The following is a 12,858-nucleotide window of genomic DNA, read 5'->3' as shown; positions in this document are numbered from 1 at the left end:
ATGAAGACGGTCATGATCATCAGCGACGCCACCGGCGAGACCGCCGAGCGCATGGTCCGCGCGGCGACGCTGCAGTTCACGGGCGTGCCGGTGAACGTGCGCACCTACTCGCGCGTGCGGCTCGAGACCGAGTGCGAGCAGCTGATCGAGAAGGCGGCCGAGCTGCGGGCGCTGGTGGTGTTCACGGTGGTCAACAGCGAGGAGCGCGAGCTGCTGACCAAGCTGGTCGAGCGCTACAACGTCGAGTCGGTCGATCTGATCGGCGCGCTGATCGGCAAGCTCGGCTCGTTCCTGGGCGCGGCGCCGGCCGGCGTGCCCGGGCTCTTGCACACGATCACCGAGGACTACTTCCGCCGGATCGAGGCGGTCGAGTTCGCGGTCAAGAACGATGACGGCGCCGAGCCCCGCAACCTGCCCAAGGCCGACCTGGTGCTGGTCGGCATCTCGCGCACGTCCAAGACGCCGCTGTCGACCTACCTGGCCCAGCGCGGCCTCAAGGTCGCCAACGTGCCGCTGGTGCTGGGCATCGACCCGCCCGAGGAGCTGGCCCAGGTCGATGACCGGAAGGTGTTCGGCCTGATCATCCAGCCCGACATGCTGATGCACATCCGCCAGGCCCGCCTGAAGCACCTCGGCATGTCGAACGACGCCGAGTACGGCAAGCGGCAGCACATCAACACCGAGATCGCGTACAGCCGCGAGATCTTCCGCAAGCACGCCAACTGGCCGGTGATCGACGTGACCAACCGCGCGATCGAAGAGACCGCCGCCGACATCCTGCGCATCTACCAGGAGCGGCAGTCGGGCGAGCGCGCCGCCGGCTGACGCGCCGCGGGTGACGCCCCGCCGGGGGTGACCGCGCCGCCGGGTGCGCGGATCCGCGCATTGCGCCGCGCCGTGGCGTGGCCATCTTGGCCGGCGAGGTCATCATGGACGCCGCACCCAGCCGCTTCGACACCCTGGTCAACGAGCTCAAGCAAGCCAAGGACGAGATCCGCCTCAAGCTGCACCTGGCGGGCCTCGACGCCCGGACCGCGTGGGAGAAGGTCGAGCCCAAGGTCGACGCGCTCGAGCGCCGGCTCACCGCGGCCGGCGAGGTCGCGGCCCACGAGCTCGAGTCGGTGTTCGATCAGGTCGCCAAGGCGCTGGCGCGGCTGCGCGACGACGTCGATCCGCCCAGGCCGCCCGGCCCGGTGCTGTAGCGAACTGGCGCGCGGTCGCGGGTAGAATGCGCGGGCGATGACCGCGCTGGCTCGGGCCTTCTTCGCGCTGGCGCGGACCCGGCGCCGGCGGCTGCTGTGGGCCGCCTGGTGGACCGGCGCGCCGACGCTCGAGGCGTTCCGGCCGCCCGACGCGTGGGGTGGCGGCGCGACCACCGAGGCCGAGGCCCGGGCGATGGCCGAGCGTGCGGCCGGGCGGCCGCTCGAGTTCGACGGCGGGCCCTGGGCCGGGGCCTGGCGTCGGGTCCAGGCCGGGCTGGCGCCGTTCCCGCCGCGCGCGGCCCCGCGACCGACGACGAGCGCCGCCGCGGCCAGCGATCCCTACGCGGTGCTCGGCGTCGGCGCCGCGGCTCCGCTCGACACCGTCAAGGCCGCGTATCGACGCCTGGCGCTCGAGCACCACCCCGACCGTGGCGGTCGCGCCGACGCGTTCCTGGCGATCAAGCGCGCCTACGACGCGATCGTGCGCCGGCGCGGGCGGCCCGTGCGCCGGCCGCGGCGTTGACGGCCCGGACGCTCGGGGACCCCACCCCAGGCGCGCGGCCGAGCAGGCCGGTGTGCTCAGACCAGCAGCGCGCGGCCGAGCAGGCCGGTGGTGCGATCGATCGAGGCCAGGTGGGCGGAGCGGACCAGGCCCGGCAGGGTCTGGGCGATCTCGGCGTTGGTCCAGGCGCTCTGGCGCGCGGCGCGGATGCTCCAGAACTCGAGCACGTCGTCGACCGGGCCGAGCGCGTCGTCGATGCGCTCGCCGAGGTCGTCGAGCACCGCGTCCTTGGACGCGGCCATCAGGTCGTGGAGGATGTCGTCGACCGCGCGGTAGTCGCGGTAGCTGGCCTGATCGCGGTCGAGCGGGCGATCGAACTCGTGCGAGACGCGGATCAGCGCGTGGACGAGATCGTGGTTGATGTGCGCGTTCATGCCGGCGACCGCGAACCGCAGCGGCGAGATCGAGCGGTCGAGGCGCTTGGCCCGCATCGGCCGCCAGGCCCGGGCGATAGCGGCGGCGTCGCCGACCAGGCCGTCCTGGTAGGTCAGCGCGAACACGACGTCGAGCCGGCTGACGAACGCTGGGTCGAGCGCGCCGCCGCTGGCGACCCGCGCCACCACGCGCTCGGTGACGTCGAGGTAGATCGCGTTGAAGTGGCGGAAGCCGTCGTCGGGCGGCAGCGCGGTGGCCAGCTCGGCCATCCAGGTCGCGACCTCGGGCAAGGTGGCGTCGTCAGCGAGGACCGGCAGGGGCATCGGGAGGCTCCGGGCCGTTCGAGGGGAGGTCAGTCGCCCGGCGACAGGAAGGCGAAGTAGCGCTCGGGCAGGTCGTCGAACGCGAGCTGGCCGTCGCACTTGGAGCACGAGAACGACGGCGCCTCGAGGCCGGCGGCCAGGAGCGCCGCCGACTGCAGCAGGCGCTCCTCCTGGTGATCGCAGCTCTCGCAGTGGTACGGCGCGAAGAACGACGTGACCGTGCCGCGGCCGACGACGTCGGCGACCATCGACGCCTGCAGCACGAACGGCACCGAGCAGGCGTGGAACTCGTAGCCCTGGATCGGCGCGCTGCGCAGGAACTCGCACCAGGCGCGCACGCCCAGCGAGTTCATGTACGTGACCTGGGCCATGTCGAAGTCGACGCGCCCGACCATCTCGGTGGCGAGGTCGTCGAAGCGCGTGGCCTCGGTGAAGTCGCCCTTGAGCACGACCCGCGTGCGCTGGGTCTCGTGGACGATCTCCCACTGGGTCAGGCGCGACAGCACCCGCCGGGCCTTGTCGTCGAGCTCGCTGAACCCGGCGCCGGCGACGGTCTTGCCCGAGGCCTGCTGGGCCCAGACGATCTTGGCCGGGATGTCGACCGGGCCGGTGTCGTCCTCCATCGTGATCCGCACCGCGACCGCCGCGCCCTCGGGCAGCGGCACGCGGCTGATGATCCGGGCGCCGTCGATCGACAGGTTGGTGACGGTGGCGTCGATCGCGGCGCCGCCGTGGATCAGCTCGAGGTGGTAGCGCTCGGCGCCGCGCCGGGGCAGGCCCAGCTCGATCGCGACGACGTCGTAGAGCTCGTCGGCGCTCATCGGCGCGACCAGCACCTCGTCGCAGCCGCACGAGCCGATCCGGCGCATCTGGTCGCCCGACAGGCGCTTGCCGACCACCAGCACGACCCGGCTGGTCGGGGACATCGCCTTGATCTTGGTGGTCAGCTCGCTGCCGGTGATGCCGGCCATCTCGGCGTCGAGGATCGCCAGCGGCGGCTTGAGCTTCTCGAACAGCGCCCACGCCTCGTCGCCGCTCGACGCCACCTTGGGCTCGAGCTCGAGCCGCCGGAAGCCTGGCGAGCCGAGGTGGCGTAGGAGCTCGCTGTTGTTCGAGACCAGGACGACCGGCATCTCAGAACACAGTATCACGGCGCCATGGTCGACGGATCGGCCGGGCCCGGGCGGCGGCGCCGCCGCGACGTCGCCGCGACGGACCCAGCGTAGGTCGACGTCGTGGACGGACCGCGATCGATCGGCCGGCCGCTAGTACCTCGCCACAGGGGAGATGATTGGTTGCGGGCGCCGAGGCGCGCCGAGCGCAAGGCGCAACGACGACGGGCTCCTCGTTGGAACTCGAGGAGTTGCAACGCAGCGATCGGCGATGGATCGGCGTCCTCAACCGATCAGATTCCCTGTGGCGAGGTACTAGCTGACGGCGCTGCCGCGGTAGATCTCGTCGACGGCGAGCGCCGCGCCCAGGCTCGCGACGGCGACGCGGCCGCCCGCGACCGCGGTGGTCGTCGACCACGCGCCGGCGTCGTCGCGGTGGTGCACCGTGATGCGGCGCTCGCGGTGCGCGACGATCACGTAGTCGCGCAGGCTGGGGATCGTGCGGTACGCCTCGAGCTTGCCGCCGGTGTCGTACTCGGCTGACGAGTCGCTGGTGACCTCGACCAGCGCGGTGGGGTTGATGGCGGTGGCGCGGGGGCTGGGCGGATGCTGGACGAGCGGGCCGCAGATCACCGCGCCGTCGGGGAAGGTCGCGAGCCCGACCGCCTCGACGTAGATGCGCAGGTCGGACGTGTGCGCGCGGCACGGGCGATCCCCGATGGCGTTGCCCAGCGCGCGCAACACCTCGGCGGCCAGCGCCGAGTGGTCCTCGCTGCCGCCGGCCATGGCGTAGATCTCGCCGTCGAAGAACTCGTGCTTGGTCGGGCTCGACTCCTCGAGCGCGACGTACTCCGCGTACGTGTAGCGATGGAGGCGGTGGCCGGGCTGCACGCCGACCATCGTAACACCGCGGCGATCGGGTCGCCGCGAAAGCCGGTGGACCTCGCGCCGCGCGACCGGGCAGCGGTGGCGCCGCCGTGGTGATCGCGCCACCAGCGAGCAGGGGCGCCGCCCGGCGTGGTCAGGTCAGCTCACGTCGCGGCCAGGATGATCGCGATCAGCGCGATGATCGCGACGACCACCCCGGCCAGGACCGCGTAGCCGCGCATCAGCGACGGCCGGTCGTAGGCGCTGCGCTCGGCGGTCAGGCGGTCGATCTCGGTCGTGCGGGCGTTGATCGCCGAGCGCAGGCGATCGATGCGCTGGTACAGCTCGGCGAACTCGGCCCGATCGACCCGGTGCAGGTTGATCAGCGTGCCGAGCGTGACCATGCGCCGGACGATCTCGGCCTCGGCCAGCTCGTGCTCGCGCAGCTTGCGCCCGTGCTCGGCGTCGAGCTCGGCGAGGCGGTGGCGGTGGCCCTCGCGGGCGTCGGCCAGGGCCCGCTTGGCGCCGTCGAGCTCGGCCTTGGCGGCCTCGAGCTTGGCGGAGGCGGCCGACAGCGGCCGCTCGACCGAGGCCAGCTTGCGCTCGAGGTCCTGGCGCTCGGGATCGAGCGACGCGGCCTCGCGGCGGTGGCCCTCGGCGGCGCGCCGCAGCTCGGCCCGGGCGTCGCCCATCGGCGACTTCTCGGCGTCGCTCTCGCGGGCCTCGGCCGCCTGCAGGTACGCCTTCTGCCGACGCTCGAGGTCCTTGCGCTTGTCGCGCAGCGCGCGGCGCTGGGCCTCGTAGCTGGTCACGTCCTTCTGGGCGTCGGCGACGACGCGCTCGGCGTCGCTGACCGTGGCGACGCGCTGGCGCTCGACCTCCTCGAACTTGGTGTTCTCCTCGGTCTTGCGGCCGAGCACCTCGGTGCCCTGGGCGGCGATGGCGTCGCGGCGGCGCTCGGTCTCGGAGATCGCCTCGTTCTCGCCGGCGAGCACGCGGTTGTCGACCCCGGCGGCGCGGGCCTCACGCCCGAGCGTGAGCAGCACGCCGTCGAGCGCGGCTGTGTCGCTGGTGATCTCGGCGCGCAGCAGCTTGACCGCGCGGCTGCGCTGCCAGCGGGCCTGGGCGAACGCGACGGCGTAGCGCGCGGCGTTGGCCAGGCCGCCGTCGGGCACCTCGGGCACCGGCATCACCGTCGGCGGGATGAACGGCCGATCGTCGGTGCCGTCGGTGCGCAGGATGCGGGTCGGCGGCGGCGCGACGTCCGAGGGCTCACGCGTTGGCGAGATGATCGCGGCGGCGACCGGGAGGGTCGGCGGGCGCGGCGGCTGGGTCGGGGTCGCGGGTCGGCGCGGCGTCGGCGGGGGCGGCGTCGGCGGGGCGGCCGTCGGGGCGCCGGTCGGGGCGGCCGTCGGTGCGAGCGGGGCGAACGGGGCCGGCCCGGGCGGCGGCGGCTCGGGCGGCGGGGCCGGCGGCGGGCTCGGCGGGGCGGTCAGCGCCTCGGCCTCGACCGGGTCGACCAGCCAGTCATCGTCGACGGGCACGGTCGCGTCGCTCGGCGGGAGCTTGGCCGGCGGGGGCGGCGCGGCCGCGGTGGTGACGTCGTCCTTGCGGCGGGCGCCGACCCCGACGAGGCGACGCTCGGGCGGCGGGGCGGTGCGGCGCAGCGCGGTCGGCGGCGGCACCAGCGCGGTCGCGAGCGCGCGGCGACCGTCGTCGACCGGCGGCGGCGGCGCGGCCGGGGTGACCATCGTCGGCGGCGCGGCCATCGGCGCGGTCGTCGGTCCGCTGACCGGCGCCGGGACCGGCTCGGGCGGGGCCGGGCGGGGCGGGGCCGGCCGAGGCTCGGGCGCGGTGGCGACGAGGCCGGTCGGCGGGCCGCCGCCTGCGCGCGCGCGCCGGTTGGGCGGCGGCGGCAGACGCCGGTTGCACGCGGCGCAGCTCACGGCGTCCGCGGCGTTCTCGGCGGTGCAGAACGGACAGAAGCGCATGCGCGGCTACTCGGCGCCTCGCTCGAACACGATCTCGCCGCCGACCACCGTCAGGTCGACGTGCGTGTCGAGGAGCTCGCGGCCAGCCACCAGTGGCCGATCGTACACCGTCAGGTCGGCCACCAGGCCCGGCGCCAGATGCCCGCGCTGCTCCTCGACGAACCCGGCCACCGCCGGGGCCCCGGTGAACGCGAAGATGGCCTCGTCGAGCGTGAGCTTCTGATCGGGGTACCAGCCGCCGGCGGGCTGGCCGGCGGCGTCGGCCCGGGTCACCGCGGCGTAGATGCCGCCGAGCGGGGCCACGTCCTCGACCGGGAAGTCCGAGCCGGCGACGATCAGGCCGCCGGCGTCGAGCACCCGCCGCCACGCGTACGCGCCCTTGATGCGCTCGGGCCCGAGCCGGGCCTCGGCCCAGGGCATGTCGCTGGTGGCGTGGGTCGGCTGCATCGACGCGATCACGCCGAGCGCGGCCATGCGCGCGATGTCGGCGTCGGTCATCACCTGGGCGTGCTCGACCCGCAGGCGCAGGTCCTGGCCCGGGTTGGCCTTGATCGCGTGCTCGTAGGCGTCGAGCGTGGCGTGGACGCCGGCGTCGCCGATGGCGTGGGTCGCGACCTGCCAGCCGGCGGCGGTGGCGGCCGCGACCGCGCGGTCGAGCGCGTCCGGCGCGGTCACGAACAGCCCGCGGTCGCCGGGATCATCGCTGTAGTCGGCGAGGAGCGCGGCGCCGCGCGAGCCGAGCGCGCCGTCGGCGAAGTACTTCACGCCGACCAGCGCGAAGTAGTCGTCGCCGTCGTCGGGCTCGATCGCGCGCGCGGCCAGCGCGTCGGCGCGGGCCGGATCGCCCTCGAGGTACGCGCTCACCCGCAGCGGCAGCTCGCCGGCCTTGGCCAGCCGGCGGTACGCGGCGACGGTGTCGTCGTCGATGCCCATCTCGTGCACGGCGGTGATGCCGGCGGCGATCGCCTGCGCGGCCGCCGCGCGGATGCGCCGCTCGCGGGCCTCGGGCGAGGCCTTGGGCGCGCGCGCCTCGATCAGCGCCATGGCGTTGTCGACCAGCACGCCGGTCGGCTCGCCGGCCGCGTCGCGGATGATCTTGCCGCCGGCGGGATCGGGCGTGGCCCGGGTGATCTCGGCCAGCGCCAGCACCGCCGAGCTGACCCAGACCGCGTGGCCGTCGACGCGCCGGAGCGCCACCGGGCGATCGCCGAGCGCGGCGTCGAGGCTGGCCCGGGTCGGGAACGCGCCGCCCCAGGGGTTCTGATCCCAGCCGCGGCCCTCGATCCACTCGCCGGCGGGGCGGCCCGCGGCGGCGGCGACGACGGCGACGACCGCGGCCGACTCGGACGCGAGCCCGCGCAGGTTGACCTGCTCGCTGGCGACGCCGAGGCCGTACAGGTGGCAGTGGCCGTCGGCGAGCCCGACGGTGACGGTGCGGCCGTGGAGCTCGATCACCCGGGTCTCGGGCCCGGCCAGCGCGCGGATGTCGGCGTCGGCGCCGATCGCCAGGACGCGGGCGCCGCGCACCGCCACCGCCGTCACCCGCGGGCGGTCGGGCAGGTTGGTGATCACGTCACCGCCGACCATGACCAGGGTGGCGCGGTCCGGCGCCGCCGGGGCGCTCCGGCCACAGGCGACGACGCAGGTCAGGGGCAGGAGCGACGACAGGAGGCTACGCACGCGGGCCGACGATACCCAAAGATCGCCAGCTGCGGCCGGTCCCGGGCCCGCCTTCTGACGGCACCGAAGGCCCGGCCGGGCGTGCTATGACGCGCCCATGAACCCGGCCGAAGTGGCGACCTCACTCCTGATCGAGAAGACCCTGTCGGCGAGCGCGGCCTACCGCAAGGTCGACGACTCGCTGTACGTGATCAAGCAAGGCTCGGCCTACGTGATGATCAGCGTGGTGCCGTGGGGCAACGATCGCGCGTGCCTGCGCTGCACCGCGCAGCTGGTCAAGGGCATCGAGGTCGACGGCAAGCTCGCGCTCGAGCTGCTCGAGCTCAACACCTACGTCCGGTTCGGCGCCTTCGCGTACGACCCGGCCCAGGACGCGATCCTGTTCGTGCACTCGATCCTGGGCGGCACGACGCTCGACCGCGACGAGCTGACCGCGACCCTGCGCGACGTCGCGCTGATCGCCGACGAGTACGACGACAAGCTGGTCAAGAAGTACGGCGGCCAGCGCATGCTCGACCTGCTCGAGGAGGCCGCCATCGAGAACCTGATGGACAAGCACCCCGACAAGTTCGACCTCAAGAGCTGAGCCCTCGGCGGGTCGCGACGACCCGCCCCCACGAGACGAGCCCACCCGAACGGCCCGGATCCTCCTCGGAGGTCCGGGCCGCACCGAGGCGCTGAGACCAACCATGGCCATCCACGACGATCCGACGCTGGGCTTCGGCACCCGCGCCATCCACGCCGGGCAGAGCCCCGATCCCACCACCGGCGCCGTCATGACGCCGGTCTACTACACGTCGACCTACGCGCAGACCGCGCCCGGCGAGCACAAGGGCTTCGAGTACTCGCGCACGCACAACCTCACGCGGTTCGCGCTCGAGGCCAACCTGGCCTCGCTCGAGGGCGGCCATGCCGGCTTCTGCTTCGCGTCGGGGCTGGCGGCCACGTCGACGCTGCTGCAGATGTTCGACGCCGGCACCCACGTGATCGCGTGCGACGACCTCTACGGCGGCACGTTCCGGCTGTTCGACAAGGTCTACCGGCGCATGGGCTTCGAGTTCAGCTACGTCGATCCGCTGGCCGGCGCCGCGGCGGTCGAGGCGGCGATCCGGCCGACGACCAAGCTGGTGTGGCTCGAGACGCCGACCAACCCGATGCTCAAGCTCGCCGACATCGCGGCCGTGGCCGAGGTGTGCAAGCGGCGCGGGCTCCTGCTCGCGGTCGACAACACCTTCATGACGCCGTACCTGCAGCGGCCGCTCGAGCTCGGCGCCGACCTGGTCGTCCACTCGATGACCAAGTACCTCAACGGCCACTCCGACGTGGTCGGCGGTTGCATCATCGTCAAGGACGAGGAGCTGCGCCAGCGGGTCGCGTTCCTGCAGAACGCGGTCGGCGCGGTGCCGTCGCCGATGGACAGCTTCCTGGTCATGCGCGGCACCAAGACGCTGCACGTGCGCATGGAGCGGCACGAGCGCAACGCCCGGGCCCTGGCCGAGTGGCTCAGCGGCCACGCCCAGGTCGAGAAGGTCATCTACCCCGGGCTCGAGAGCCACCCGCAGCACGCGCTGGCCCGGACCCAGCAGCGCGGCTTCGGCGGCATGATCTCGTTCGTGCTGAAGGGCGGGCTCGACGAGTCGCGCCGGTTCCTGTCGGCGTGCCAGCTGTTCACGCTGGCCGAGTCGCTCGGCGGCGTCGAGTCGCTGATCGAGCACCCGGCGATCATGACCCACGCCAGCGTGCCGCTCGATCGCCGCACCGCGCTCGGCATCGTCGACGGCTTCATCCGGCTGTCGGTCGGCATCGAGGACCTCGACGACCAGCGCGCCGATCTCGAGCGCGCGTTCGCCGCGGCCCGCTGACCGCGCGATCGCCGCGCACCACCGCGCGCGCCGCGCTCAGCCTTTCGGGCGCTGCTGCTGCTCCGGCGTCCCGTGGGCGCGCGGCGTGATCGTCGGCGACGTCGAGTCGGCGAGGCCGTCGGCCGGCAGGTAGTACGCGGTCGCGGCGGTCCAGCCGTGCGGCGCCCGCGCGGCGAAGCGGCCGTCGCCATCGAGGTCGGCCGAGACGTAGCCGTCGTCGGCGCGCTGGTCCTTGGCGTCGCGCTGGAAGTGGATCAGCACGACGCCGCGGTCGACCGCCTTGCCGTCGGCGCGCTCGACCTTGCCGGCCACCTGATCGGGGCCGGCGTGATCGAAGTCGGTCACGCGGGTGCCGCGGCCGTGCGAGATCACCGCGTCGATGCCAGCCATCGCCATCGTGCCGTGGGGGCGCGGGTCGCGCGGGTCGGCGATGCGCCCGAGCATCCGGACCCGCACCGGCTGGGTGAGGTGGCGCTCGAGGTCGCGCTGGTCCTTGGCGCCGCGGACCGCGCCGTCGGGGGCGAACTCGAACATCGCGCGCACGGTCCGCAGCTCGCCGGGCTCGAGCACCAGCCAGCGGTGCTCGAGGTAGGTGCGGTACAGCGGGTTGTCCTGGCCGGCGTCGAGGTAGACGCAGGTCGGCTCCTCGAACGGGTTGCCGACGGTGATCCACGTGACCTCGCGCGACGGCGGCGACGACGAGGCCGAGATGAAGCGGGCGTAGTTCGACTGCGCGAGGTTGTTGGCGTCGGTCATCTCGAGGACCGGCGGCGTGGTCGGGGTCTGGTACGCGGCGACCCGCGCGACGACGCAGTAGTGCTGCGGCGGGTCGCTGGCGGCCGGCGCCGGCGGGGTCCACGTGGTCGTGAACGTCGCGGTGGCGCCGGGGCCGATCGGCTGGGTGTCCGAGCCGATCGAGGTCTCGGGCGCGCCGCCGATCGTGTAGTCCTTGACCGCGAAGTCGACCCGGACGCCCGGCGCCGCGAGCGTGCCGCGGTTGGTGACGGTCGCGGTGACGGTGTTGACGTGGCCCTGCCACGGGACGTTGGCGTAGGTCGCCGGATCGGCGACGCTGCGCGCGTTGCTGACCTCGATGTCGGGGCTCTGCCACTGGTTGGCGGCGTCGCGCGGCCACGGCCGGATCGACGGATCGGGCTTGCCGATCACCTGGTAGCGGATGCGGACGTCGGCCCTGGTGCCGTCGATCGCGACCACGTCGACCTGGAAGTCGGTCGGGAAGGTCGGCGAGGTGCTGTCGACCTCGTGGTAGAGGTTGCCGGCGCCGAGCACCGCGCCCTGGTCGTCGGCGTGCTGCGCGACCAGGAGGATCGTCGGCCGCGAGATCACCGGCGGGTCGGGGGGCTGGCTGACGTCGGTCATCACCACCCGGCTGGGCGTGGGCAGCGCCCGGTCGCCGATCTGCGCGGCCTGGCCGATGCGGTACTCGAGGTAGTAGTTGCGCCCGTCGCCGACGCGGATCTCGGCGCCGCCGAAGCGACCGGCGGGCGGGGCCCCGGCCTCGATCGGCGCCAGGGTGATGGTCTCGTCGACGCTCGTGCCCAGCGCCTGGAAGTTGTAGAGCCGCAGCCAGCCGGCCGGGATCCAGCCGAGCATCATCCGGTGTGCCAGCGTGAAGTGCGGGAACGGGCCCTCGGCGTCCATCGGGTCCCAGCCGCCGACGTTGCGGCCGGCGACCGACGGCGTGTACAGGTCGGGCAGGTTGAGCGTGTGGCCCATCTCGTGGGCTAGCGTCTGGAAGATCGTGCGCCCGCCGCCCTGATCGTTGGCCGAGCCGTCGCCCCACTCGTTGGGCATCGAGATGCCGCGCCCGGACACCGTGCCGAACGCGGTCGCGCTGTTGACGCCGTAGCCGCCGTACGGCCACGCCACCTTGGCGGCGCCGACCGCGGGCGTCACCGCCTGGGTCACGCACACGACCATGTCGAAGCCGGTCAGATCGAACGGGTTGGCCGCGGTCGACTGGCTGTTGGCCTGGGTCACGACCTGGTTGACGAACTCGTTCTTGGCCTGCCACGCGCCGTTGCGCGGGTCGACCTGGAAGTACGAGCTCCAGCCGTTGGGCAGGTTCACGACCGTCGCGAAGACCGTGCCGCTGACCGTCAGGTTGCCGTACGAGACCTCGTTGTAGAAGGCGGCCGTGCTGCGGCTGACGCCGTCGGCCCCGACCACGCCGGTGAACGCGTTCTGCTGCCAGCGGGTCTGGAACCCGGTCAGCGTCGCCGCGGTCGTGGTGTAGCGCTGGTCGCTGGTGTCGACCAAGACGATCGCGATGCGCCGGTTCCCGGTCGCGGGCACGGTCGCGAAGTTCTGGGCGGTGCCGGGGCCGCCGCCCCAGGTCGGTGCCACGGTCGGCGTCGCCACGACACCGGAGAACCACAGGTTCGGGCCGTTGACGTCGTCGTTCCACTGGTCGGTGACGACGAACTTACGGCGGGTGAGCACGACCCCGGTGCCGTGGTGGCGGACCTCGAGCACGTGCACGCCCGGCTGGTAGCCGTGGAGCAGCATGACCGTCGGGCGCGACGGCAGCGCGGCGCGCTCCTGCGACCGCGACACCAGCCCGCCAGCGGGGCCCGCCGCGACCACGAAGTCGAGGTCGTCGAGGGTCAACCCCGACGAGGGATCGATCTTGAGCTGGATCGGCGCGTAGGTGCCGACGTAGCCGGCGCCCTTGGGCATCGCCAGCGCGACCTTGGGACGCAGCAGCTCGGCGCGGATGCCCGGGGGCAACCGCGCCGCCAGCGCGATCTTGGTGGGCAGGTAACGACGGATCTCGCTCAACTCGAACACGCGCTTGGCCATCGGCAGCTCCTGACGCAGGGCCACACCGGGCCCGCGTCGACAGGACGCGCGCGCGCGCGGA

The 12,858-nt window shown here is 73.5% G+C and carries 11 protein-coding genes; 5 read left to right on the top strand and 6 right to left on the bottom strand.

Annotation, left to right across the window (positions count from 1 at the left end; genetic code table 11):
• The first annotated feature begins 12 nt into the window (after positions 1-12).
• From IPL61_24125 to IPL61_24115, 3 genes are all read left to right on the top strand, one after another.
• Complete coding sequence (locus tag IPL61_24125) at positions 13-825, top strand: kinase/pyrophosphorylase (GenBank protein ID MBK9034314.1); 813 nt, start codon at positions 13-15, stop codon at positions 823-825.
• Positions 826-902: 77 nt separating this feature from the next.
• The gene (locus IPL61_24120; protein MBK9034313.1) at positions 903-1,202 is read left to right on the top strand and encodes a hypothetical protein; all 300 of its coding nucleotides are present in this window, start codon (positions 903-905) and stop codon (positions 1,200-1,202) included.
• Positions 1,203-1,395: 193 nt separating this feature from the next.
• Complete coding sequence (locus IPL61_24115; protein MBK9034312.1) at positions 1,396-1,725, top strand: J domain-containing protein; 330 nt, start codon at positions 1,396-1,398, stop codon at positions 1,723-1,725.
• 56 nt (positions 1,726-1,781) lie between these two features.
• Here IPL61_24115 and IPL61_24110 read toward each other — a convergent pair whose 3' ends face one another.
• The 5 genes from IPL61_24110 to IPL61_24090 form a co-directional block, all read right to left on the bottom strand.
• Positions 1,782-2,462, bottom strand: a complete 681-nt coding sequence (locus IPL61_24110) for a hypothetical protein (GenBank protein ID MBK9034311.1) — start codon at positions 2,460-2,462, stop codon at positions 1,782-1,784.
• Positions 2,463-2,491: 29 nt separating this feature from the next.
• A complete protein-coding gene (locus IPL61_24105) occupies positions 2,492-3,595 on the bottom strand; it encodes a PilZ domain-containing protein (GenBank protein ID MBK9034310.1) in 1,104 nt (367 codons plus the stop codon).
• Between the two features lie 294 nt (positions 3,596-3,889).
• Positions 3,890-4,474 carry a Uma2 family endonuclease gene (locus tag IPL61_24100; protein ID MBK9034309.1) on the bottom strand — a complete coding sequence of 195 codons (585 nt, stop codon included), beginning with the start codon at positions 4,472-4,474 and terminating at the stop codon, positions 3,890-3,892.
• Between the two features lie 131 nt (positions 4,475-4,605).
• Entirely contained in the window at positions 4,606-6,432 is a 1,827-nt protein-coding gene (locus IPL61_24095) for a hypothetical protein (GenBank protein MBK9034308.1), read from the bottom strand.
• Between the two features lie 6 nt (positions 6,433-6,438).
• Entirely contained in the window at positions 6,439-8,112 is a 1,674-nt protein-coding gene (locus tag IPL61_24090; protein MBK9034307.1) for an amidohydrolase, read from the bottom strand.
• Between the two features lie 97 nt (positions 8,113-8,209).
• Between IPL61_24090 and IPL61_24085 the strand changes: the two genes are divergently transcribed.
• Entirely contained in the window at positions 8,210-8,698 is a 489-nt protein-coding gene (locus IPL61_24085; protein ID MBK9034306.1) for a hypothetical protein, read from the top strand.
• 103 nt (positions 8,699-8,801) lie between these two features.
• Positions 8,802-9,974, top strand: a complete 1,173-nt coding sequence (locus IPL61_24080) for a cystathionine gamma-synthase (GenBank protein MBK9034305.1) — start codon at positions 8,802-8,804, stop codon at positions 9,972-9,974.
• A gap of 36 nt (positions 9,975-10,010) precedes the next feature.
• Here the strand turns inward: IPL61_24080 and IPL61_24075 are convergent, their stop codons facing one another.
• On the bottom strand, positions 10,011-12,797 hold the full coding sequence (locus tag IPL61_24075) for a hypothetical protein (GenBank protein MBK9034304.1): 2,787 nt from the start codon (positions 12,795-12,797) through the stop codon (positions 10,011-10,013).
• Positions 12,798-12,858: the final 61 nt, after the last annotated feature.

It is taken from the genome of Myxococcales bacterium (genome assembly GCA_016717005.1).
Taxonomy (GTDB): Bacteria; Myxococcota_A; Polyangia; order Haliangiales; family Haliangiaceae; genus UBA2376.
This window is presented reverse-complemented; position numbering and strand designations above follow the sequence as displayed.